This window comes from Spirochaetae bacterium HGW-Spirochaetae-1 (genome assembly GCA_002839375.1).
Classification (GTDB): domain Bacteria; phylum Spirochaetota; class UBA4802; order UBA4802; family UBA5550; genus PGXY01.
On sequence record PGXY01000003.1, the window covers coordinates 459,031 to 485,105 of the forward strand.

A 26,075-nucleotide genomic window follows, 5' to 3' on the forward strand; every position below is an offset into this window, starting at 1 on the left:
GTACCGAAGCGATTACTCCCCCTTAAATACATTCAATGAAAACAATATAACCGGAACTGGAGGCACTGTCTGGCCATCAGCAGTATGTCTGCAAATGGCCGGTCATAACGGTCATTTTTTATTTTGAACAACAGACCATCCATCACGTACAGAGCCTCTGCACGACATCGGTGTACACATTACAGCCTGTGGTCAGTTCTTCCACGGATATCTTTTCATCATTGCCGTGTATCATTTTCAGATGGTCCATGGTAATGAAAATGGGACAGAACCCGTAGGCGGGCACGCCCCTTTCCCTGAAAAAACGCGAATCCGATATCCCCATAAGAATTGATCGCGTCATGAGGGAGTCGGGGAAATGGTCCCGCAAAGAGGCCTGAAGTATCGCGTAGTCCTCATTGTCCACGGCAGACTCACTGCCCGGGGTCGTCATAACAGGTTCGATTAATATTTCATCATCGGCCAGTGACTTTTTCACGAAGTCGATAAACTCCTGGACGTCCTGTCCCGGAAGAAGGCGTATGTCCAGGCAGGCTGTGGCCTGATCGGGAATGACATTGATCTTTATGCCAGCATCCACCATGTTGAGGCTGATGGTGTTACGAACCATGGCATTGAGCTGTGGAACACCCAGCATGCCGCTTTCCGTCAATACACGGGCCAGGGTTTCGAATTTCCCGTCTTCGGCATAGGGGGCCAGGAATTGCCATTCCTGTGAAAGATTTTTAAAGTAAACAGCAACCACATGGGTTATGGTGACAGGAAGCGGCGTCGCAAGAAGTCGCGCCAGCGCTTCGTTCATTTTCACCAAGGCGTTCTGACCATGAGGACATGACCCATGTCCCGGCATCCCCTTCCTTGAAAGGCGGAGCCAGCAGGCGCCTTTTTCAGCCGTGGAAATCATCATCACTTTCCTGCCTGGAAGCATGTTGGATATGCCGAAGCTTCCCTCGTTGAGAACGACTCCGGCCCTGAACTCTTGGGCATGGCTCTCCAGGAGGAAACGTGCGCCATGTTTTCCGCCCTCTTCCTCATCTGCCACGGCAAGAAAAAGTAGATCACGATTCAGGTTCACACCTCCCCTTTTCATTGCCAGAAAGGCCATGAGTTGCATGATGCCGATTCCCTTCATGTCCAGGGCACCTCGGCCGCAGACAAAGCCGTCCCGGATTTCACCGCCGAAGGGATCGAAGCTGAAATCCTGGCCCGTGACCGGCACCACGTCCATGTGGTTCAACAATATAAGAGGTTCCTTTTTGCCACTGCCTTTGACACAGGCGCGCACTGAAATCCGGTCCCTTACCGGTTCATAGAATGTATACTCTATCCCTTCCCGGTCGAATATATCGGCAAAGAAACGCGCCGTCTCCCTTTCATTCCCCGGGGGATTGGATGAATCGATCCGCAGGTACCTGCTTAACAATTCCACACATTCATGCATAGCATCATCACCTCTCATCGTTTCATAGAAATTCCATAACCAGACGATTGAATTGTTCCGGATATTCCTGGTTGGGGCTGTGGCCCGCTTTTTCAAAAATCTCCAGTTGCGATCCCTTCCACATCAGGTTCAGGCGCTGGGAGCAACTCAGTGGCACCGCCCTGTCCTCCCGCCCGTGCACGATCAGAATCGGAGGAAGGTTCTTCGAAAGCATTTCAGCTTCAGCCGTCACTATGGGCGGCGCCAGCATGGAGCGCTGCATAAAGACCATGCCGTCCAGAGTCCCCTGCACCTTCAAGGGTCGTATCACCCTGTCGGCATATACATCGGGGGCCTTTGAGCTGTCAAAGAACCATACCTTTCGCACTGTGTCCTTCACCATGGAATCGGTGGCGATGGCGTTCATGAATTCACCGATAACGGGAAGAATGAACATCTTGGCATCGAGAGGAATGTCATAGGGAATGACGGCGGGCGCAACCAGTATCAGTTTTTCGATGCGCTGCGGATAACGGGCTGCCGTGTATACCGCAACACCGCCTCCCATGGACTGGCCGGCAAGCGACGCCCTTTTAATTCCCAGGGCGTCCATGAAGCCCGTAACCTGGCGGGCATACACATTAAAGGAGTAGGTATCAGCATCGAGCCTTTCACTGAATCCCCAGCCCCAGAGGTCAAGGGCAATGACTCGATATTTTTTTGACAGGGCCTCCATGTTCCTTTCCCACATTATTGTATGAAACACAAGGCCATGAAGAAGAATCAGCACAGGGCCCCTGCCTTTGTCCATGAAATGAACCTGCTTACCATCCACGGTAATGGTTTTTCCCGGGGCATACTTTTCCGTCATTTCGGCAAGGGGATATTCCTGCCCGGGGAAAAGTACGGGAACGAGAAAAAGAGCAGCGATAAAGAGGGCCATTACCGCAGAGGTTATAATGAGCACTTTCTTCATAGAATCCTCCCTGGAGTGTTTTATATGGGATAATGCACCAGATATTCGACAGGCTGTCTGGTCATTTGCAGCATGTCTGCAAATGACCGGTTTTCTCAGTGCAGGGTCAGAACACTTGGCTTTCTATTTTTTTTCAAAGTGACAGGACTTTCCATCAGGGGAGTCGAGGATTGCAGACAATCACTTCAAGTAAAAGGCCATCAGGGTTTACAGTTTTGCCGATACTTCTTCGGCGATTCGCCGGTAACGCGGTAAAAAGACCGGTTAAAGGTTCGCAGGCTTTCGAACCCGGCATCAAAAGCGACATCAATGACTCTGCGGTCCGTATTTTTAAGCTCTTCCAGCGCCCATTTAACACGCACCTCGTTTGTGTAATCGTGGATACTCCTGCCGATGTGTGCTTTGAATACTTTACCGAGATAATCGGGATTGACTCCCAGCTCCCGGGCTACATCTTCCCGAGAGAACTCCTCACAAAAACGCTTTTCGATACATTCAATGGCGCGGCTGCAGTAATCTCTTCCCATTGCAGTTTCATCGTCCTCCTTCGGCGCAGGGCCCTCCTTCAGTTTCCCGGCAAGAAGGGCATTCTCTATGCGGATCACGGAAGTGGAGAGAAAGTACTGCATAAGGCGCGCGTCATCGCGTGAAAATACGCCTGCGGCAAGGGAATTATCCAGATAACAGACGCCGATAAGCAGGTCATTGCGCTGCAGTGGCAGGCACAGTATGGACTTGAGCCCCGCAGAGGCCACACTGTGGTAGGGCGAGTAATCTTCGCTCTCCTCGGCGCTGGTGGTGATGATAAGCCTCCGTGTACTGAAACACTCATCGACGATATGCTGCGAGTACTCGAAGTCACTCTCATCAACGGAGGCCCGGACCTCGAGGCGCAGGACGCTCGTGTCCGTATCGGCGATAAAGAGACCGCAGGAACGCGCCCCGCAGATTTCCATGGAGCACTGCGCCACATAGTCAAGCAGTTCCCGGTATCCTCCGTAATTGCCTATCCCTTCGACACAGGCCATAACATGGTCCTTCCGTTCCCGGTCAAGAAAGCGCCGCAGGGGACTGCGCCGTTCTCCTTCATTTTCCATGAGGGCGAGTATTTTCTGCTGGTAATGGGGGATGTCGATTTCCCTGAACAACATGTACGAGCGGTCGAGGTGAACCCAGGCCCGTTCATACTCCTTTCGTTCCAGGAGCCAGAGCCCGTACTCATACCGCGTGCGGGCCTCCTCATAGCGCTTGCCCATGGCATGACTTTTATCAACAGCCTGAATAAAATAAGATTCCGCCTTTTTTATATTATTCTTCAACAAGAAGTACTTACCGGCAACCCTCAATGCTACATCGTGGTGATGATTAAAACATTTTGTTGATCTAAGACCTTTTTTTATATATTTCTTAATAATATACAGTGTTTTCATTTTTGAAATACTGTTCTGTGTATTATTGTCATTATATTCCATAATAAGAGTATCACAGTAGAATGGATAGACCATATTTAAAAAATGCATTGGCAATAATTCCTTTTTGATGATATGCATGCACCACGCAAACACTTCTTTGCTTTTAGCATATAGTCCTTGCTCATGATATAAACGTCCCAGACTGGATAATGTAACCGCATAGAGAAACCATATTTTATTCTTTTCTAAAAAGGTTGCATATCTTTTGATCATCTTTTCAGCATTAATGTAGTCTGCTTTTTCAATGTATTCTCGTAATGGATAAAAAGTTCCTCCATAAGTAAGTTCATCAAAAAAACTTTTATTTATATAAAAATAATAATTATAGGTGGAAAATGCCTCTCTATAATTGCTCATAAAATAATTAACAAAGATAATAAATTGCGAGAATTTGCTGATTTCAACATAATCGCCGATAGTCTGCATTCGCTGTATTCCCTGTTTGCAAAGTTCAAGACTTTCCTGAAATTGACCTTTCATAATAAGCACAAGAGCTTTTCCATTAAGTGTTTGAATACACCCTTTTTCATTGTTATTTTCTTCATGTAATTTCGTTGAAAGGCTGAGAAAAAACTCAGCCCTTTTATAAAAACCTGTTGTTGTGAATAAAAGCCCATAATGATAATATAATTCCGCCAACTCTTTTGATCCTGATAAATATTTCTCACAAAGATTTCCCATTCGCAGAATTACCCTCAATCCCTTCCAGCCATCATGCCAGTAATAAGTATAAAGTAGCCATTTATAACAACTAATTATGTTCCTTACAATATTCGCTTTTTCCTCATTAGCATTATATTTTTTAGAAATATACCGCGGCCTGAATAGATGAATTATTATTTCTTTGATTGTACCCAATATCACTCTTGATTTTTTTCCTGGGACTATTTCTCCAAATAATTTGAGGCCCTCGGACGCATATGATTCACAATTTTTAAAATCACCTTTTCTTAATGAGGCAAGAGTCAAATATTGATAATAATATGCATTTTTATTATTATCAATATTTTCATTAAGCAGCCTCTCAAATACGGCAATGCCTTCATCAGAGCGTCCCACGAAGACCAGGCTCTCGCCGTACTTCTCCATTGCCTGAAGCCATATCTCTTTTTCATCTTCGTTCTGCCTGAAATTATCGTCTCTCTCGATGGCCTTAAGGGTCTCGCCGAGAAACCCGATGGCATCATCAAAGGCGTAATCTTCCATGGCCCGCGTACCGGCACGGCAGGCATAGGTTATGATTTTATCGCGCCTGCCCGACTCCAGGGCGTGATGAGCCAGATCAAAAAGCGTGGCACACTCATCCTCGTTTTGTTTCTCTTCCAGGGCGGCGATAATCATGGCATGCAGTTTTTTCCGTTGCCTTTTACGGAGCCTCTCGTAAAAAACCTGGCGTATGCGGTCATGGGTGAATATAACCATGCCGCGCTCGGCCACGTCCTCCATGACAATACACTGGCGTGCCGCGTCGGCCATGACAAGCATAGTCTCTCGCAGGTTTTCCAGCGTGTCCGCCGTTTCCGGAATTATCTCCAGGAGTATATCGACACTGAAACTTCTTCCGATGACCGCGGCGCGGGAAAGAATTTCCCTGGCCTTTTCCGGGAGCGCCGCGACCCTCGCCTTTATGGCATCCATGACATTGTCGGGCAGGTCGACACTTTTTAGTTTTTCCGCGTTTATATGCCACGCCCCTTCTTCACGGACAAGAACACCGTCATGAAACAGGTGTCTTATCATTTCCCCGGTAAAGAGGGGGTTCCCACCGGTCTGCCTGAACACATGTTCCGCCAGGAGCGATGTCCATACGCCGTCCTCGTGTAGCATGGCACCCAGGCAGCGCGTGACGTCTTTGACGCCCAGGGGGCTCAAGACCACGGACCGCACCGGGATACCCCGTTCGTTCCTTAGCCGTTTGAACAATTCAAGTACGGGTCCCGTCGTTTTTTCGCCGCTGCGCGTGGAAACAACTACAAAGAGCCGGGTGCGTTTCAGCTCCTTCAGGGCATCCTCAATGAGTTTCAGGCTCCCCTCGTCGGCCCACTGCAGGTCGTCAAAGAAAACGGCCAGTCCTTCCTCGGCATCGACAAGGGCCCGCAAGAACCTGACCAGTGAAATCATGAAGCGTTGTGATTCCCGGTCGCGGTCCAGTTCCACCATGGGAGGGCACTTCCCCAGCAGGAGTTCCAGATCCGGCACAAGTCCCGTGACAATACTGCCAAAATCGGCGCATTCCCGGCGAAATACCGCTGTTATTCGCTCCTGTTTTTCCATTCCGTACTGCTGGAATATCTTCAGGTATGTCTTCATGGTGCTCCGGAAAAGTGACCAGGGTTCGCGCCCCTCATGCTCCACGGCCCTGCCTTCAAGGACCAGCCAGGACTTTGCCATGAGAGATTTTTTCAATTCCTGGAGGAAACGCGTTTTCCCAATACCGGCTTCGCCGGTTAACAGACAGTACACGGCGTTGCCTTCTAAAACCTGCGCCGCCATCTCCTCCATTTCAGACATTTCCCTTTCACGGCCGATCACAGGGGACCTGAAGGTGACACGGCCAAAGTCCTGTTCACCGGGCCTGAAGTCATATTCCCCCCTGCTGATGCGTTCAAGGTCATGGAGAAGGCCGCTCACTTCGGAGTACCGGTGCGCCGGTTCCTTTTCAAGGAGTTTCATGACAATCTCATCGAGCACAGCCGGTACTTCGGGGTTATACACCGAGGGTAACGGCGGTGTCCTGGATATCTTGCTGTGAAGCAGGGCCGAGAGAGAATCACCCTTGAAGGGATAAGTCCCGGCGAGAAGTCGGTAAAGGAGAACGCCCAGCGAATACAGATCGCTCGCCTCCTCAACGGCGGCATGAATGAGCCCGCACTGTTCCGGGGCGATACAGGCAAAGGTCCCGTCGATAAATTCCCCGCTCCTTTCTCTTTCGAATTTCTTCAAACGGGCCGATCCGAAATCAATCAGAGTGACGGACATTGAAACAGCGTCCCTTGCGGTAACGATGATATTTTCTGGTTTGATATCACAGTGAATGAGGCCCTGGCCATGAACGGCCTCAAGGGCGCCGCAGAGATTGATGGCGCCGCTGATGATTTCCTGGAAGGTGAAAGTATCGCCATCCCCGAGGGCTTCGCCGAGGGTTATACCTGGAACATGCTCCATAGCCACATACTGTTCCGGCCCGCCAAAACGGCCCATGCTCCCGTGATCATGTATCTTTACCACCGAGGAATGATCAATCTCGGCGATAATCTGTTGTTCCGAATGAAAGCGAATAATATCGCCCAACCTTCCCGGCTCCACGGTAAAGGCCTTGAGTACCACGGGACGTTTATTTCTCGTATCAAAGGCGGCATAGACACGGCTTGCCGGGCCTTCCTTCAGCAGCTTCCCGATCCTGTAACGGTCGGCAATCATGGTGTTTTCGCTGTACATGATCTGTCGTGACGCCACCGGTGTATCCATGAATGAGAACGACTGGAAACCAGGGCCTTTCTCATATATACGGGAAGCCCGCCCCCCTGATCAGGCAACATTATAAAAACATCATAGTAAAAACAAGAGGGTAAATCAAATTTTTTACGCTATTCCAGCAGTTTTATAAGGGGTCAGAGCCCCCGATGCACTACATTTACATCCTGCTGGAATTCCAGTCAACCGTGGCAATCCCCTCATGATCCTCTCTGACATGCCCCAGTATGGTCACATCATAATCACCGGGAGGATAAAGCTTTTTCAACAGGGCGTCGAGGAGTCTGCCCGGCAGGGACCGGTATCCCATTGTCGCCTCATAGATGACCATGGTACCGCCATGGACGGCCTCATAGCGAAAGGAAAAGGTGGCGGGCAGGCCCACCAGTCGAAGGCCCGGTGAGGCGTGAGGCCCTTGACGATGAAGGAATCTTTAATTGTGATCATGGCGGCCTCCTCCATTGAATATATAACATCATCTCAGCGATACGTTACCTCTAGATACGGCGGCATGTTCACTCCACAGCAGGAATCCTCATAGTCAGTGAAATTGACATAATCATTGCCGCCGTCATCGTTGCCGTCCGCCACTGAAAAGCGCAGCCTGAACTGACTATACTGCCTGGCTGCAGTGTAATCAGTCCGCACATAAGTGGTTACATCAAGTGTTTTATATTCTAATATTAAATTGTCGGAAAGAGTCCCTATATTCTCCTCCAGCGCGGCACTGTCATAGTCGTCTGACGTCAGCGAATCACCATAATCAACATGGTCTACTATCACGCTACCCAGCTCAGCATAAGGATCTCCACTGTAGTTTGCCTGGTATAAATGCACGAAAGCCTCTTCTATCTCGTTTCCTGGAGATATTATGGAGATATCAAAACTGTAGAACTGCCGGTAACCCAGGCCGGGATAGCTGCTGTCAAAATCCCCGGTCAGTGGTCCTCCACGGTCCCAGCTCGCGTCGCCGTCACTGCGGACCCATCCGTCAAGGTCAACTACACTGTCGATGGAGCGAGTAACAGATATATCGACGTTGCTGTTATTTCCATCACAGGTCACCAGCATAAAAAACACAAGGGGCAGACAGCACGGCAATAAATGATTCCATTTCATTTATTTCTCCTTCTGAAATTATTGTGGAGGACTTATCGCATCCCGGTATGAATATCTGCTTCACCCCCGATGAAGATACATGGAATATACTGACTGCCAATGGCGCTTTCCAGAATTTTCAGGATATTTCCGTCAATGGGCAATGGCTTTCCCGATCATCCGGTCCTGGACGAATTCATACATGCCGGGCAGAAGAGGGTCACGTTGATACCGTGCTTTTTCAACTCGCTGCGCAGGCTCAGGGTAAAGCCGGTCACGGCGAACTTGCTCGAGGAGTAGGCCGTGAAACCGTAACCTCCGGAAAGCCCCGCCACCGACGAGACATTGACGATATCCCCGCCCTGTTTCTTCATCAGCGGTATAAAGCTGCGGCACATATTCACGGTGCCGAAAAAGTTTATTTCCATCAGTTCCCTGAAATCACGGGACGGCAGGTCCTCAAAAGGTCCGGGATGGTCCGCCACTCCGGCGCAGTTCACCAGGACATCGGGCACGCCGTGAATATCGACATACTTCCCGGCGAAGTCCTTCACGTCTTCTTCTTTCGATACATCCAGGGCAAAGAAATCAGCGAAGGGGCACGCGCCGCCCCGTTCCTTCACTATTTCATCCACGGCCTGCCTGAGAACATCGCCGCGGCGCGACACCAGGCTGACGCCTGCCCCGTCCCCGGCAAAGATTCCCGCCGCGGCCCTGCCGATGCCGCTGGAACCGCCGGTGATGATCACCTTTTTGTCCTTGAGCTTATGGTTGAAGTTCATGGGAGACCTCCCGGGTGAAGTGATGTGGAGATGGAAAAAATACAGGGAGCCCTGCCAGCGAAGTACTCGCTGCGGGGGGGGGGGAGTATAGTGCACTAAACTTTATTTTATCTAATACTTATTCAATCCCATGTATCCCCGCCATCGATGGATTTTGCAAACCAGAGAGTGTTATCCCTATAATAGACTATATAAACATCATTACCCTCTACATCTATTGACGTATGAATGCCACCGGAGTCATCTACAGTTCGAATTATCCATGTTTCGCCACCATCAAGCGATCTAGCAAATTTAAGTGCATTATCAGCAATATAACTTAGATAAATATCATCATCGTTAGTATCATCTTTGATTACTTTTATTGAAGTGGATTCACTGCCAGTTATATTTGTTTCAATATCAAAAAGATCAAAGTCTGAGGAACCATCACAATTTCTCGCCATTTTTAAATGATCATCGGCAAAATATACAATATAAATATTATCAATATTGTTAGAAACACCGGGCAAAGCAGATATTACAACTTCTGAAATAGTATCAGCATAATCAATGTAATAAACGGATTCCCATAACAAACCATCATCATAGGATTTTTTTAAACTAAGATCAAAAAAGGAAGGAAGATCATAAGTTGTAAAGAATGCATAAATATTATTACCATCAATTGTATCTTCAACAATATCAAAAGGCACATGGGAATATTTGGGAGCAGGGGGGCCATTAATAAATTCATTGGCTATCCATGTTTCACCTTCATCGATACTTTTTGAAAATCCTACTGCCAAATTCAATGAAGAATCTTCTCTAAAATAAGCACAATATAACTGGGCCTGATCACCAACAATTTTAATTTCAGGTCTCCATGATTCAAAACCATCCTCCTCATATATTTTAGGATGTATCGGATTTATACAACTTGCATAGGCACAATGAGACCATGACAAACCATTATCATCAGATTTAATGAATTCAACCAGATTCCCTAAAAAATCGTTCGATTCATTTACAACAAAAATATTAATTGTATTATTCTTGAAACATGTTGCCACTGAACTATAATGACAGGCGTCATTTACATAATCTGTATAATAATTCAGCACTTTCTGATTCTTTTCAAATGGCCAAGTTAAACCTTTATCGCTAGAAAATGCCAGTTTCAATTGATTAACACTGAGACCAGCAAATGCATCATCCCACTCTTCATAATAACTTATATACACACTGCCATTTAGGACTGCAATATCAGGCTCATTACCTGTGAGTCGCTCATTGAGACTCGATTCATCAATTTTTTTAATACCATGGAATCCCTTTGAAAAAATAAAATTGTTTTTTCTTTCAGAATTATCTCCATATTCATTCCTTACCGTGAGTGTTACATCATACCTCCCTTCCGTCTGAAATACATAGACCGGATTCTGATCCGTCGAATCAACGGTACCGTCACTGTCAAAATCCCACTCCCAGGAGTCAGGCAGATCCTTACCTGTTGTTGCATCGGTAAACTGAACAGTGAGAGGTGCGTCTCCCTCAGTGACATCAGCCGAAAAATCCGGGGCCATGTAGGTATAATACTCATCCCCGTACACATCCTCGGGATTATTCCTCTCCGCCGCGCATCCCGCTAGGAGCACCAGCAGTGAAATAAATATTGAATATATAATACCTTTTATTGTTCCAGATTTCATGACACCACCTCGTAAAAATATATTTATGACCGCTTCAATATTCCTTAAAACCTCATCGCATAACTCACCGCATACCTGATCTCTCTCTGGAACCCAGAAACGGGTCCGGCGGCAACACAGAGATATTCATTCCCATTCACACGCAGTCCCGCGTACTCGCTGTCGGCGCTGAAATCGGGCTTTGAAAAGAAAAGCACATCAACCCAATTAAGAAGATACACCGCACCGATAGTGATTCCGGCATACATGGTCAGGTCCGCAGCCTTCTGGTATTCATCATATTTCTTGTCTATAAGAGACTGGGGCGGCCCCTGGTCTTCATAGGCACTCTTTTTGTCGAAATAATTATACATGGAATAACCCAGGAACCCCAGGGACCCCACGAAGGCAGTGAGAAAGACGGTCCCCTTCACGGGATGTCCGGCATAGAACTGCCCCCAGCCCGGCACGATAGCACGGGTGTAGTATCCCGCTGGTGTAGTGAATACGAAGGCATCGGGATTTCCCTGCACGATGTTCCGGGTCAGTTTATTGGTTATGTTTTTACTGGCCTGGTCCAGCACATCGTCATTTGCCGCCTTCTCGTTGGCGGAAAACTCCGAAACCCCTTTTTCAACATCAACGATACGCACCGTGATTACATAGGACTGTCCGAGCTGGTTTATCTCGCCCATAAGTATCTTCCGTGCCGAAAGGAGCTTTCCCATCTCCACGGCGCAGGCGCTGTCGGTGCATCCCGACATCTGCAGGCCCTGCTCCTTCAGTATCTCGTCCATCTGGGCCCGCTCCACTATGGTAAACATGCCTGTCTTGACCATTTCCGACCGTATAAGGTCCGAAACGGCGTAGCTCACCATCTTCGACACCCCTTTGCCCTGCAGGTCTATAACAGCTACGCGCATCTTGTCCGCGGCCATAACCGGGACAGCCAGGGCCAGTACCGAGATAACAACCAGTAAATGCCTTTTCATGAAAACCTCTCATAATCATGTGGAGTAACAACACAGGGCCTGTCCCTGCAACTATGGAATATATAGTCCATGCCCGCTTTTTTATCCGGCCATTTGCAGCACATTCGCAAATGACCGATCACAGTCCCTGGAGAAAGGCCACTATGGCCGGTACGGTTTCCTCCGGTTTTTCCAGGTAAACCATATGGCCCGCATCCCTGATGATGAGAACCCGGGAACCGGCAATACCCCTGTTAAACACATGGGCGGTGCTGACATCGAAGATGCGGTCACGGTCGCCCCAGACGACCAGGGTGCCGGCCCTGATTTTATTCAGCCGGTTTCTCAGGACATCGATCCCGCCGGTTACCAGGTCATCGAATATCTTTTCCTGCGTATCGTACCTTTCCGCCCGCAAGGCTGCGACATATCGTTTGAAATGGCCTGGAATCTCCGGCGGATTATGGTAGGCCAGGGCCGTCAACCTTTCGTATCCGGCAATATTTTTAAAGACAAATGGTTTCTCCCCCACCGCAATGAGCTTTTCCATATCGCTGACCGCCTCGGTATTCAGGCCGAAGGGGTCGATGAGCACGAGTCCTTTCACTTCACCGGGATATTCACTGGCATACCAGGCTGCTATGCCGCCTCCCATGGAAAAGCCCACGAGCAGGTATTCTTTCAGTTTGATGCTTTCAGTGAAATCATGCACTCTCTTCGATTGCACCGGAAGATCACAGCATTCATTGCCGATAAGAGAATTCTCTCCGAAACCGGGAAGGTCCGGGGCGATGATGCGATAGTGCTCCGTCAGTGCCGGAACCATTTCGCCCCAGAAGTCCTTGTTCATGGCGAATCCATGGAGCAGTAACACCGTGGGACCGCTGCCTCCTTCAAGGTAATGCCAGGTCCGGTCCCCGACATTTATCGTTTTTTCAGTTACACCGGCCTGCCAGCGCGCCATCCCCACGGCAGCACTGAGAACCATGCCGGGAAAGAGAAAATAGATGCCCGTTACCAGAATTAACAGGACAACAACTGTTATTACAAAACTCCTGAAAAACTTTTTCATCGCCGCTCACCCCCTAAAAATAACGGTCCACGTCGGCCAGCATCTCCTTTGCATTGGCCACATGGTACACGGCCCAGGGATATTCCAGTTCATCGGCGTTCCGGGGATCTATGCTCTTTGCCCGTTCCAGGTCGGCGATAAAGGCCTGGCGGTCCTTTTTCTTTGTCTGCAAATACCGGGCACGCCCTGTCCAGAACTGGGTCATCCTGGGGCCCGTCTTCAGGGCCTTGTTGAAGTATTCGTCGGCCTTATCAATATCACCGCCCATGTAACCGGGTAGAATGGCATAATAGGCGCCCCAGGAAAAATCGATGCATCCCCTGCGGAAGTCCGGATCGATCTTTGTCATGTTCTCCAGCACCGTCTTCACCCTGCCGGGCCATGCCAGGTTCACCAGCTTTGCCGGCGCGCTGAGGCATTCGGTCCACCAGTTACCCAGGGCCAGATACCAGAAGTAAAGAGCATACATCTCCTTTTTCGTGAGCACGCGGCTGGCCTCCCAGGTCTTTTCCCCCTTGTCCACCAGGGCCCTGAAGTCTTTATTGAGGTACAGGCCCCGTTCACTATAGCCGATGGCCTTCATGTAGTATTTTTCCTTGTCATCGGTATCCTGGCTGTACCCGTAGGCTATGAGCATGCAGTTGGACGCCAGCATGTTCAGGGCCTCATAGTTGCCGGGATCAACAGCAATGACATCCTCCAGGGCCGCGACAAGTTGCCCCACCTTTTCTGCGCTGTCGGCGTCTTTCTCCAGGGTTTTTGCCTTAACCAGCAGGGCCGCGGCATCACCCTTCACTTCCGCCTGCGATGCCTGCTTCCATCCCGGCTCCCAGGAGATGCACCCTTTAAGAAGAGGAAGACTCAGAAGTAGAAATACAGTGACGAGATAAAACCGTGTTCTTTTCACAATATCCTCCATCATCATCTTTATTGATTCGATTTGTAAAACCGCAAACACGGCTGAGAGGATATGCTCCTGTCAAACCATACCTTTCACTACACCGGGATATCGAAAAATATTTGCCCGAAAAGCATATCCGCATAATCAACTGATGTGGTATAAGATAGCTGAATATTCTTCCAGAGTCCGGCCATTTGCAGCATGTCTGCAAATGACCGGTTTTCATGCTACGGGAACAAGTAGATAGTATAACAATAAATGGCCCACCCGGAAATATCTTCATGATTCTTCTTGACGCATCACACAGTATATGTAAATAACTGGCATGGGTAAATTACATGCCAAAAATAACCCCCATCAACCGCGTCGACAAAACCGAAAAGTACATAGTGGTCCCGCGCCTGGTCCGGGGAAAGATAAAAAAAACGCTGAAGCGGCTTATCAAGGTCAGGGGCTACTGTTATTTCACTCAGGGAGTCGCCCTGGGTATTATCGATTTCATTTACAGGGCCGTGGTAAAGCTGGGGCTTGGCGACAGGAAGCTCATCTTTTCCCGGGGAAGCGTCCGGGCCGCCGGCAAAGTCACGGGCAGCACCGTAGAAATACTGGAGCTGGACTGGGACCTTGGTACATCCATCATCATACCCATGAAAATCAATTATCATCACACCTGCCGGGTAACCATTGACAGCGGTGATCATCGTCTGAAGATCATGGAGATCATTGTGTTATCGGGACTGCTTAAATTGAAATATCCCGAAAAACCCGTACGCTGGCGCAATGACGCTGCAGCGGCAATAATCGCCCTGGGATGGAAAACCATGGAGACCGAAAATCTGCCCTCGGTTTACCGCCTGGAATAAGAGGCTGAAACCGGCACACAAATGCACCCCGGCCGTTTACCAGCTCGGCAAGAAATATGACGCTTCTGCGATATTATTTCTTGAATCCCTCCATTCCCTGTGATACGATAGATTATCATGAAATATCTTTTTTTCATACCGCTTGCGGCCTTTATTATCAACCTGTTCGCCCTGAGCTACATAGCCGCCCTGGACTGGAAGAACAAAGTGAACCGTTCCTTTATCCTCTTCGCCGCATCTCTGGCTGCCTGGGTTCTCTCCAGCATTCTATATTACAAACCTCCCGACGAGTCTCTCATCATGCCTTCCCTGCGGTTTATAATAGCCTCCTGGAGTCTTACAGGTTTTTTATTCCTCAACTTCGCCTGTGTGTATGCGGAAAAGCGAAGAAATTTATTCTATTATATCATACTCGGACTGACCATTGCGGGAATTTTCATTATAGTAACAACCGATTGGATGGTTTCCAGTTACCGTCTGCATCCCTGGGGCTTTAACGCCCTGTGGGGCAATCTGTATGCACCGATAATCATTCTCATCTTCACCATTCCTGTTCTTTACTCACTGCATATCATTATAATGAAACGCCGTCAAACACCTGACGCGCTATCAAGAAAACAGCAGCTCATGATCATATGGGCCATCGTGGTCAATCTGGTCGTGGGTTTTGCCCTTGAATACCTGCCAAAAATTTTCCCCTCCCTGCTGATTCTGAATCACATGGCTCCGGCATCGAGCTGTATCTGGAGCATGATCATTTTCTATGCCATCGCAAAATATCGCTTCTTAAAACCCGACATATTCACGGCTGCCGAAAGGCTCTTTGCCGATCTGCAGGATGGTGTGATCATTATTAATCCCGGCGGTGAAATCCTCGAGTTGAACGAAGCTGCCCGGGAAATAATCGGTTACACGGACAGCACTAAAGGCAGGCAATTCATCCATCCCTATATCAAGAATTACCGGAACGATGAATCGTACAAAGATTATGAAACTACTACGGGACCAGAAGATTCGCCGCGCATCATCGTGCTGACCCAGTCCGATCTCTTTCACCGGAATTTGACCATCGGGAAAACACTGATCATCAAGGACATCACGGAACGCAAAGCGATGTTCAGGAACCTCAGCGCATCGGAGGAACAGTTCCGTTCCATGGTTGAAAATATCACCGATGTAATTTACTCATTGACTGGCGAGGGGATCATAACCTATATCAGCCCCGTTATACGTCATATGACGGGATATAATTCCGCCGAAATCATCGGCAAACTGTTCACCGACTTCATCCACCCCGAAGACGTTCCGGTGCTGATGGAAAAATTCAGCAAATTTGAAGAGTATGATCAGGCACCTCAGGAATTCAGGTTGCGAAAAAAAGACGGCTCATTTCTGCAGGTCATATCGTCAAACAAGATTATAAAAATAGACAATGAAATCATGGGACTGCGCGGTGTACTGACCAATGTTGACCCGCTCAGGAAGGCCAGGGATGAACTGGAAAAAACACAGAGGATATACAGCCTCGTGGTTAACAACATAACCGATATGGTGTGGATATTTGATATCGCCCGGTTTAAAATCACCTACGTGAGCCCGTCGGTGGAAAAAATATTCGGATGGACCCCCGAAGAATACCTGGACATAGAGATACAGGACCGCATGGACCCCCGTTCCCTGCAGGATGCCGTTGAATTATTAACCGATGAAATTGAAAATGACGCCGACCGCGAGCCCGACCGCATCAGAAAAATAGACTTTATCGAAATTGACAAATATGGAAACCGGTTGAGCACCGAAGCAACAATCCGGTTTCTCCGTGATAAAACGGGAAAGGCCGTTGAACTCATCGGCGTAAGCCGGGACATCACCATACGAAAAATGCTCGAGGATGAACTGAAAAAAAGCCTGACCATTCTGAGAGAGAGAAACGAGACAATGGTAAATGACCTCAACACGGCCCGCCTCATTCAGCAGGCCCTGCTGCCCGAAGAGGTTCCGGTTCATCCGCGCCTGAAGATTTCATTCCGGTACCTTCCCCTGGCGACCATAGGAGGAGACTACTTCAACTTCATTCATCTGCAGGAGGGAGGTCTGGGCGTTTTTCTCGGCGACGTTACGGGCCACGGTGTTCCGGCCGCGCTCTTCCTGTCGCTGCTTAAATCGGTCACCAACAAAATATGGCGGCAGTTTGCCACGATTCCCTCTTTTTTCATAGATCAGCTGAACAGCGATCTCCAGGAAAGTATGCCGTCCTATTACATAACGGCCATTTACGGACTGTTCCAGGAAGCGGCGAAAAACGGTACCATGCGGTTCACCTTCGCCAACGGCGGGCATCCCGGTCCCATAATCCTCCGCAAAGCCGATGAAACGACCGGCATCATCGATGGAAGGGGGCCTCTCCTCGGGGCCTTTGACAAGGTCCAGTATGAAAACCAGACGGTATTGCTGGAACGGGGTGACAGGATTTTCCTCTACACCGACGGCCTGCCCGAGACCATGAACGAAAAGAATGAAATTCTGGGATTCGATGAACTGCCGGGATGGATCAGGCAAATCAGCAGGCCCGACCTGGACGAAACCCTGGACTCCATCATATACAACATCAATATCTACCGCGGCTCCAACCCGCTCTCCGATGATATCGTAATCATCGGCTTCGAGATCCTCTAGCTGCTTCCCGTTTTATCACGTATTTTTTCTTTAAATTTAATGCCATATAATCGTTCCGCGCACACGGGACAAACGCCATGGGTAAATTCCGCCTCCGAATGATTTTCAATGTAGGTGTCCACCTGTTCCCAGTATCCGCTGTCAGTACGGATTTTTTTACAGCTGGCGCAGATGGGGATAATGCCGCGCAGGGTCCGGATCTCCTCACGGGCCTTTTTCAGTTCAATATGCGTCTTCACCCTGGCAAGAAGCTCCTCGGGATGAAAGGGCTTGGTTATATAATCGACTCCTCCCGCCTCGAAGCCCCGCACCAGGTCACCGGTTTCGCCCCGGGCCGTGAGAAAAATGACGGGGATATTTTTCAGGTCCCGGTCGTTCTTCATCAGCCTGCAGACCTCGTAACCGTCCAGATCAGGCATCATCACATCGAGAAGAACAATATCCGGTTTTTCCTCATCAAGATAGTCCAGGGCCTGCCGGCCGTTCACGGCCACGGCGATGTCATATCCTCCCTGCTCCAGCACGGCTCCCAGGACCTGTATATTCTGCTGATTGTCATCCACCACCAGGATCAGGGATTTATTTCTGACCATCTATTTTCTCCCCGCTCTCCTCTTTCTGTTGTCATGTTTCATCTCATACATCTTTGAATCAGCTGCAAGCAGCAGTTCCTCAAGGCTTGTCATGTCGCCGGAGCGGTACTCCACGCATCCATAACTGAATTCCACGGGGTTCCCTTTTATTCTTTTCCTCTTCAACTTTCTTTGTATGCGCTCCAGCACGATCACGGAATCGTGCATCGCGGCCCTGGGAAAAAGCAGGAGAAACTCATCACCGCCCATGCGAAAAATATAATCGGTTTTTCTCATGGAGCTTTTAAAGGCCTCCACCACTGTTATAATGAGACTATCTCCTATATGGTGACCCAGAGTATCATTGATAAACTTGAGATTATCGATGTCGATATAGCTAAGCAGGAATGTCTCCCTGCCCCGACGCACCATCTCCATATAGCGTTCCAGGGTCTGGTAGGCGAACCGCCTGTTGAATACACCGGTCAGTTCATCGGTAACGGATATTTCCTCCAGCTTTTCAATGGCCATTTTAAGACGTATATGAACGCCTATCCTGGCCAGGACCACTTCCTTAATAAACGGTTTGGTTATGTAATCAACGGCGCCGGCGGTAAAGGCCTTCAGCATATCATCGGTTTCAGCCACGGCAGTGATAAAGATAATGGGAATCTTCCGGGTATTTTCATTCTCCCTGATAAGCCGGCATGTTTCAATACCGTCCATTTCAGGCATCATGAGATCGAGCAGAATGAGATCGAACTTTTCATTGTTCAGAAGAGACAGGGCCTCGGCGCCGCTTAACGCACCCCTTGCATGGTACCCGTTTTTATTTATTATCGAAGACAGCAGTCTGATGTTCTGCCTGCTATCGTCGACAATGAGCAGTGACGGCTTTTCCGTTGTTTGCATAGACCAGGACCTCTCCAGAATGCATTGATTTTTAAACGGGAAAAAAGGCGTCACAATGTTATGACACGGTTCCGTCCCGATTCTTTTCCCGCGTACAGGGCGTCATCGGCCCTTTTCAGAAGTTCGTCGATACTTTCCTCGGGCCGGTACGTGGCCACACCGAACGTCATGGTCAGGCACATATCCATGTCGTTGCACCGGAAGACGGAGGCCTCGATGATCTTCCGTATTTTTTCCGAAAGAACCAGGCCTCCTTTTTTGTCCGTTTCAGGGAGGAGAACGACAAACTCTTCGCCGCCCCATCTCGAAACGATATCCTGTTCACGGATTCCCGATCGAAGGATCCCGGCCATATATTTCAGGACATGATCTCCGCATTCATGTCCATGGGCATCATTTATTCTTTTAAAAAAATCGATATCGGACATCACAACAGTGAAATCCTTTCTATTCCTTTTCGCCCGGACAAGCTCCTCGTCAAGACGGTTTTGCATGTATCGCCTGTTATACAGTCCGGTAAGAGAATCGGTCCTGGCCGCAAGTTCAAGGTCCTTCATGGCGGCCTGAAGCTCGAGGTTCCTTTTCTCCAGCTCCTCCTTGGCCATTCGTATATTCTCCCTGGATTTCTTCAGTTCAACATGGGTCCTGATCCTGGCGAATAACACCGTTTCACTGAAGGGTTTGGTCACATAATCAACGGCGCCGGTTTTCAGGCCCAGCACGATATCATCGTCCTCGGTCTTTGCCGTGAGAAAAATCACCGGTATATCAGCGGTTTCAGGATTTTGTTTCAGCGCACCGCAGACGGCATAACCGTCCATACCGGGCATCATGATATCCATGAGAATAAGATCGGGTTTTTCATCCTTCAGATAATCCAGGACCTGACCGCCGTTCATGGCCACGGCCACGTCATAGCCCTTCCCTTCCATTAAATTCCCCAGAACCTGTATATTCTGGGGATTATCATCGACAATGAGAATGAGCGTCTTTTCTCCATCTGTCATTATTGCACCGGACCTGTCTGCCATATGTTCATTATACCATTTTTTTGGAGAATTCCGCAATAATTTTTTTCATGTCTCCGATGGTGCCGCCCACCGAGACAATATCGAAGAGCTTTATCTGTCCCAGCAGCAATTCCCCGTATTCCACGAGAAAACCGCTGCCATGCAGCCTGCCCAGGTCGATTAACCTGGAAGCCTCATTTTTTATATCGCTTATCTTCACGGCTCCACGGGTCTGCCTTTCAAAGACCGGGCCTACTTCATCGCGCAGTATCTGCACAAGGCCGGGAAGATCATGCACCGCCTCACCGGCGATTTTCTGCAATATTTCTCCTGATGCTGCAGATTCATCCATACCCTTCATGTCCGCCTTCAGGGGAATATATCTGCCCAGCTCCCTCATGAGATCAACAACGTTGATCGGTTTGGGCAGATACCCGTCAAATCCACTCTGGAGCATCCTCTCCCTGTGCTCTTTCTGGGTCGATGCCGTTATGGCAATGACCGGTATGTCCTTCAGACCGGGATTCGCTCGAATCCGTTCCAGCATCTGAAAGCCGTCCATGACGGGCATGCGTATATCCAGAAGAACTACTTCGGGCTTCAGCTCCTTCATCATTATCAGGCCTTCCTGCCCGTTAGCCGCTTCAATTACCGTAAGGTTGGCCTTTACAAGCAGTTCACGTATCATCTCCCGGTTATAATCCACGTCGTCCACGACCAGCACCCTGGCATTTTCAAACCACACCTTATCGAAATTGATTTTCTTCCTGCGTTCCGTAAAAGGCTCCACCAGGGCCACATCCACGCCATGCAGCGTGATACTGAACCTGCTCCCCGCGCCCGGCGTACTCTCCACGGAAATCTCCCCGTTCATCATCTCCAGGAGACGCCTGCTTATGGAAAGGCCCAGGCCGGTTCCGCCGTATTTGCGGGAGTTCTGCCCCGACTGCTGTTTAAATGATATGAATATGGAATCCAGGTCCTGGGCGGATATTCCGATTCCCGTATCTTCCACCGATATAAGGAGGTCCACCCTGTCGTTTACTTCTTCCGGGCGGCTTACACCGGCATGAAGCCTGATATATCCCTTCTCCGTAAACTTCACGGCGTTTCCCACGATATTCAGCATGACCTGCCGGAGCCGCATCTCGTCGAGGAGAAGGGCAGCGGGAAGATCTTCGTCGATATCAATAATGAATTCGACGCCGCCCTCCATGATTCTGCCGGAAAATATCTGTTCTATCTCCCGCAGCAGGTAACGGGGATCTATGACGCTCCGATCAATCTTCATCATACCGGCTTCGATCTTGGAAAGATCCAGGATATCATTTATGAGGGTGAGAAGGCTTTTCCCTGCGGTCTTGATGGATTTGAGATAGCCCCTCTGTTTTTCATCATTGACCAGGGCAGACAGGAGCTCGCTGAAACCGATAACGGCGTTAAGGGGAGTCCGTATCTCATGGCTCATGTTGGCCAGGAACTCACTCTTGGCCCTGTTGGCCCGCTCCGCTTCCTCCTTCGCATTCCGGAGATCCTCCTCGGCATTCTTCCTGTCTGTTATATCCCGGGCCGCGGCAATAATCACTCCCCGATCCACAACGGCAAAGGAATTCCATGACAGCCATCGGCAGGAACCGTCCCTGCAGCGGTACCGGTTCTCGAAGTTTATGACATTCTGCCCTTTTGTCAGATCTCTGGTTGTTTCAATGGTGTTTTCCACGTCCCTTTCATGGACAAACTCCACAAAGGGACGGGACATGAGTTCCTCATCGCTCCAGCCCAGTATCTTGCTCCATGACGGACTCAGCTTAATGAAATATCCCTCAAAATTGGCGATACAAAGCATGTCCAGCGTGACATCGAAAAAGAGCCGTATGTCCTCCTGGGCCCGGCGTAGTTCCGTTATATCCGTATAAGTCGCATATATAAGAAAGGGTTTTGTTTCCTCCTTATTAAAAAAGGGTGTGGCGTTCACCACCACCCACCGGTAATCATTGTCATCGGAATTATAAACGCCGACCAGGGTGTCATTCATGGGCTTTCCGGTCAATATGACCTCCATGACCGGAAGGGAGTCGCCTGTCAGCTCTGTCCCGTCTTCACTAATAACTTTACCCGAATACTCCCCGAGGTTTTTCCCCACCATCTGCATGGCCGTCAGGCGCAGTATTGATTCGGCAGCGGGGTTTACGGATAAGACATTCCCCTGTCCGTCAAAATAGATGACACCCTGCTGCATGGTCTCATAGAGCGTCCGGTATTTTGTCTCGCTCTCCCGTATTTCCGATTCATATTGCCGGCGTTCCGTGATGTCCTCCAGTGTGGCGAAAACCTGGAAAGGCTTCTCCTCCCCATCCCTGAACTGGGGACTGGCGCTCACATTGGCCCAGCGATAATCTTTTTCCCGTGGATTGAATATACCCATCAGGACATTATGCACTTCCTTCCCGGTCTTAAGAGCTATCATGGCTGGATGTTCCTCTCCAGGAAAGGGCGACTCGTCCTCATGAATGACATGCCACCGCGGGTCCATGGATGTCCTCCCCTGCATCTGGTCAAGGGTAACACCTAATATTCTTTCAGCGGCTGGATTGGCAGAAATGACTTTACCCTCGACATCCTGGTACACCACGCCCTGGACCATTGTCTCGAAAAGGGTCCGGTACAGATTTTCACTCTCCCTGAGGGCCGCCTCGATGCGGCTGCGCTCCGTTACATCCATAACGATCGAGTAAAGGAGCGTTTTCCCCTTCACCACAACGGGTCCGCTGTAAACCTCCACGTTGCGGATCTCACCGCTGTTAAGCAGATGCAGAAAATTGAAATGCTTTCTCTCCTCTTTCAGGGCCCGTTCCATTTCAAGCTCTATCTCGGCAGGGCTGGAAATATTGATGTCGGAAATATTCATGGCTATCAGCTTTTCTGCGGTATATCCGTAAAATGAACATGCCGCCGGGTTCGCGTCCCTTATGGCACCATCGGCCGGATCGATTATGAGCATGACAGCATGACTGTTTGCGAAGGTGCTGCGATAACGCTCCTCGGACTCTTTCAGTGATTCTTCTATACGTCTCCGCTGTATGATATTCCACATGGTTTCGGCAATCAGCGTCAGTTGATCCAGGTCGAATTGTGTATAATCACTCCGCCTGTTTCCCACACCCAGGACCGCTACGATTTTCTCTCCGTCAAAAATAGGCACAGCCATGAACCGGTCCACGGCCACGTGACCTTCGGGAAGGCCCTTCTTATCGGGCAGGCTTTCGTAATCATTGTAAATAATGGCCCTGCGCTCACGAACGCAGTCTATCCAGACACCGGCCTTGTCAACGGGATAGTGCTCTCCCTTGCCGGCGGCGGTGCAGTACTTCATGGTGTTCTTTGACCAGGCCTGGAGAGATATGGTTATCTGGTCCGGTTCAATAAAATGAAAAAAGGTCATCTCACTCTCAGTGAGTCTTTCCCCCTCCTCGAGTCCCAGGTGAACCAGTTCATCCATGGAAAGCGATTCCTGGCTTTTATAAATATTGAGGGACGATTTTAATACCTCCTCCCATCTCTTCCGGTCGGTGATATCGATGGCCTGCCCCACGAGATGCACTGCATCTCCCTTTTCGTCCCGTATGAGCGCGCCGCTGGCCAGAACCCAGACCAGATGACCCTTTTTGTGAATATACCTTTTTTCAGCCTGAAAAGAAAAAATATCCTTTTTCTTCAGTCCCCTTACGTATTCATAGTCCCTGGCCAGGTCTTCGGGAAAAGTAATTTCCATATACGTGCGATGAAGAAGCTCCTCTTCATCATACCCCACGATATCACAAAAGGATTTATTGACCTTCAAAAATCTTCCATCGGGCGCGATGAGCACCATGCCGTGCGCCGCCGTCTCGAAGGCCCCTCGGAACTGTTCTTCGCTGCGCTCCAGCTCCCGCTCCTTCCCCTGCAGTTTCGCCAAGGTCATCCGCAATTCCATTGTTCTCGCCTCGACACGACGCTCCAGCTCCTGGTTCAGTTTTTGTATTTCTTCCTCAGACTTTTTATTCTCCGTGATATCTCTAAAACTCCAGACCCGCCCGTAAATTTCCTTATCCACGACGAGGGGGCATGAATATCTCTCGAATATCCTGCCGTCAGAAACCATCACGGTATTCAATCCCACTTCCAGGGAATCATTAAGGTCCTGTATCATTGATGACAGTATATTCCCCTTGCCCGTATGATCCGCCGGTAATTCAGGCCTTTTTTCATCACCGGACAATGCGAATATTTCATCGGGAAGGAGATTCATACCCGCAAAACGTTCGTTAGACGCTACTATTTTACCGGACCTGTCAACGACGATTATTCCGTCGGCCGTAGCCTCCAGTGTCCCCCTGAGAATACTTTCGTTCTCTCTGAAAATTCTCTCTCTCTCGGCCAGGGATGAGATATCCTGGGCATTTGTCAGGATATATGTTTCATCTCCCTTCTTCAGGAGTGAAACGGACAGGGCAATGTTGATATCCTCGCCGTTTTTTTTCTTAAAAACAAACTCCCTGCCGGATATTTCTCCCTTTTCCTGTAATTCTTTCAGCAATGCGTTTCTGGTCAATGGATCACTGTAAAGGTTGACTGCCTTTAGATTCAGCATTTCTTCCCTGCTGTATCCTAACATTGACGCAAAGGCATTATTAAAATCATATATGGTACCATCACTGGCTGTGATTATGGTTCCCGCGTGGGACTCATATATCAGGCCCCTGTTCCATTCCTCGCTTTCCTTCAGCTTTTTCTCAAGAAGATGTTTTTTCAGGGCGATGCCGATCGTTGCAAAAAGATCCACATTGTTAATTGGTTTTGATATGATGCCATAAGGATCGGCATCCATGGCCCTTTTATACGTCTCCTCGTCGAGTTGCCCCGTAATGAATACTACGGGAATATCCCTCTCTTTCCTCACCGATGTGACGATATCAATGCCGTCATCGGAATCAACAAGGACTATGTCGGCCAGTATAAGGTCCGGGACCTCCTTCTCCATGATTTCAAACACCTGATCGCTGTCGGAGGCCGTACCGATTACCTCGTACCCCCGCCTCTCCAACTGCTGCCGGAGATTCATGGCAGTGACGCTTTCATCTTCGATGATGAGTATCCGAGTGCGCATCATGACTGAGCCATTCCCCCTCGTTTCCATCAAACCGGATATATTGCTTTTTTCTCCGCTTTCCGTGTTCTTTAAAAAGCCGGTTATGGGCACCTCTAAAAATCAGGTTTTTCCGCTGTTTATGCCCACAAGGGAACATCCAAAACGTAATTTTTAGAGGTTCCCTTATAAGAGACCATGACCTGATTTTATACAAAAAGGGGACCGGTGTCAATAGCTGGTTTTAAATTGTTTTAATTGCAATGTTCACTTTTTTAAGGAGGAAAGAAAGATGCTCTCCATTGGTGGGACTATCACCGGGGTGCCGGAAAAATTGTCAATCCCTGCGCAGAAGAAAACCCTTGAAGCTTTCAATAAAGAGATTTTCATAGCCGGGAACCGATTCAATGCTCTCGAGAAGAGGGACGAATGTTTTATATACGACAAAGGCTGTCAGCTGAGGACTTTTGAAACGGAAAAGCCGTTTCTCCCTTGATTTTTCGAAGAGATACATGAAGTTCGTGATAAAGGTATTGTACTCCTCCATGACAGGCCCCATCTGTTCATGCTTAATTCTGTAGGCCAGTCTGAGGGGATTACGGTAATTTTTCCAGAGGGCCACACACATGAGGAGTATTTTATCGATGCGGATACTGGTGTTGACCGAAAGGACTTCCTGTATATAAGCGTTCCCCTCGTCAAAAATGGGTTTCATTATCTTCTGCAGAAGTTCCTGCTTGTTGGCAAAATGGTTATAGAGTGTGGCCCGGGCCACGTCGGCCTTTTCAGCAATCTCCTCCAGGCTCACATTATCGATCCCCCTGTCGGCAAAGAGATCAATGGCCACATCCATGATGTGCCGGTTGTTCCTGATTTTACGCTTTTCCGTCCTGCTGATGCCGTTTTCCATTGTATCAATCCTTCCGGCCTGTTCCGGGCGCCCCTCGTTTCTTCCCTTAAAGGTGCAGGCAGCGAGGCAATTCGCTCCGGCAACGTTACAGCATGAATAAAATATTGCCAGCCAAATTTAAAAAATTCTTGCAATCTGCTATGGCATATATAACAATACATTATTGTCTAT

Annotated in this window: 17 protein-coding genes; 2 read left to right on the forward strand and 15 right to left on the reverse strand. The window is 49.0% G+C overall.

Going from position 1 to position 26,075, the window contains the following annotated elements:
- Nucleotides 1-142: 142 nt before the first annotated feature.
- The 10 genes from CVV44_06690 to CVV44_06735 form a co-directional block, all read right to left on the reverse strand.
- Complete coding sequence (locus CVV44_06690) at nt 143-1,459, reverse strand: hypothetical protein (protein PKL39903.1); 1,317 nt, start codon at nt 1,457-1,459, stop codon at nt 143-145.
- A gap of 4 nt (nt 1,460-1,463) precedes the next feature.
- Nucleotides 1,464-2,396, reverse strand: a complete 933-nt coding sequence (locus CVV44_06695; GenBank protein PKL39904.1) for a hypothetical protein — start codon at nt 2,394-2,396, stop codon at nt 1,464-1,466.
- Nucleotides 2,397-2,596: 200 nt separating this feature from the next.
- Nucleotides 2,597-7,336: a hypothetical protein gene (locus CVV44_06700; GenBank protein ID PKL39905.1), complete on the reverse strand. Its 4,740-nt coding sequence runs from the start codon at nt 7,334-7,336 to the stop codon at nt 2,597-2,599.
- A gap of 166 nt (nt 7,337-7,502) precedes the next feature.
- A complete protein-coding gene (locus CVV44_06705; GenBank protein PKL39906.1) occupies nt 7,503-7,727 on the reverse strand; it encodes a hypothetical protein in 225 nt (74 codons plus the stop codon).
- A gap of 95 nt (nt 7,728-7,822) precedes the next feature.
- Nucleotides 7,823-8,461: a hypothetical protein gene (locus CVV44_06710; GenBank protein PKL39907.1), complete on the reverse strand. Its 639-nt coding sequence runs from the start codon at nt 8,459-8,461 to the stop codon at nt 7,823-7,825.
- Nucleotides 8,462-8,616: 155 nt separating this feature from the next.
- Nucleotides 8,617-9,222 carry a hypothetical protein gene (locus CVV44_06715; protein PKL39908.1) on the reverse strand — a complete coding sequence of 202 codons (606 nt, stop codon included), beginning with the start codon at nt 9,220-9,222 and terminating at the stop codon, nt 8,617-8,619.
- Nucleotides 9,223-9,344: 122 nt separating this feature from the next.
- Complete coding sequence (locus CVV44_06720) at nt 9,345-10,913, reverse strand: hypothetical protein (GenBank protein PKL39909.1); 1,569 nt, start codon at nt 10,911-10,913, stop codon at nt 9,345-9,347.
- A gap of 44 nt (nt 10,914-10,957) precedes the next feature.
- Nucleotides 10,958-11,884 carry a hypothetical protein gene (locus CVV44_06725; protein ID PKL39910.1) on the reverse strand — a complete coding sequence of 309 codons (927 nt, stop codon included), beginning with the start codon at nt 11,882-11,884 and terminating at the stop codon, nt 10,958-10,960.
- A 118-nt stretch (nt 11,885-12,002) separates the two neighbouring features.
- On the reverse strand, nt 12,003-12,935 hold the full coding sequence (locus CVV44_06730; GenBank protein PKL39911.1) for a hypothetical protein: 933 nt from the start codon (nt 12,933-12,935) through the stop codon (nt 12,003-12,005).
- A 13-nt stretch (nt 12,936-12,948) separates the two neighbouring features.
- Nucleotides 12,949-13,893, reverse strand: coding sequence for a hypothetical protein (locus tag CVV44_06735; protein PKL39912.1), 945 nt, complete (start codon nt 13,891-13,893; stop codon nt 12,949-12,951).
- A 281-nt stretch (nt 13,894-14,174) separates the two neighbouring features.
- On the opposite strand from CVV44_06735, the gene CVV44_06740 reads away from it, so the two are divergent.
- On the forward strand, nt 14,175-14,699 hold the full coding sequence (locus CVV44_06740; GenBank protein PKL39913.1) for a hypothetical protein: 525 nt from the start codon (nt 14,175-14,177) through the stop codon (nt 14,697-14,699).
- Nucleotides 14,700-14,816: 117 nt separating this feature from the next.
- Nucleotides 14,817-17,375 (forward strand): hypothetical protein, encoded by a 2,559-nt coding sequence (locus tag CVV44_06745; protein ID PKL39914.1) that lies wholly within the window; start codon nt 14,817-14,819, stop codon nt 17,373-17,375.
- Here CVV44_06745 and CVV44_06750 read toward each other — a convergent pair.
- The 5 genes from CVV44_06750 to CVV44_06770 all read right to left on the reverse strand — a co-directional run bounded on the left by CVV44_06750 (nt 17,372) and on the right by CVV44_06770 (nt 25,904).
- Nucleotides 17,372-17,968 (reverse strand): response regulator, encoded by a 597-nt coding sequence (locus tag CVV44_06750; protein ID PKL39915.1) that lies wholly within the window; start codon nt 17,966-17,968, stop codon nt 17,372-17,374. The genes CVV44_06745 and CVV44_06750 overlap by 4 nt on opposite strands.
- Nucleotides 17,969-18,859, reverse strand: a complete 891-nt coding sequence (locus CVV44_06755; protein ID PKL39916.1) for a hypothetical protein — start codon at nt 18,857-18,859, stop codon at nt 17,969-17,971.
- Nucleotides 18,860-18,909: 50 nt separating this feature from the next.
- Nucleotides 18,910-19,926, reverse strand: coding sequence for a diguanylate cyclase response regulator (locus tag CVV44_06760; GenBank protein ID PKL39917.1), 1,017 nt, complete (start codon nt 19,924-19,926; stop codon nt 18,910-18,912).
- Entirely contained in the window at nt 19,898-25,108 is a 5,211-nt protein-coding gene (locus CVV44_06765) for a hypothetical protein (GenBank protein PKL39918.1), read from the reverse strand. The genes CVV44_06760 and CVV44_06765 overlap by 29 nt, the downstream gene beginning before the upstream one ends.
- 223 nt (nt 25,109-25,331) lie before the next feature.
- A complete protein-coding gene (locus CVV44_06770) occupies nt 25,332-25,904 on the reverse strand; it encodes a hypothetical protein (GenBank protein PKL39919.1) in 573 nt (190 codons plus the stop codon).
- Between the last annotated feature and the right edge of the window lie 171 nt (nt 25,905-26,075).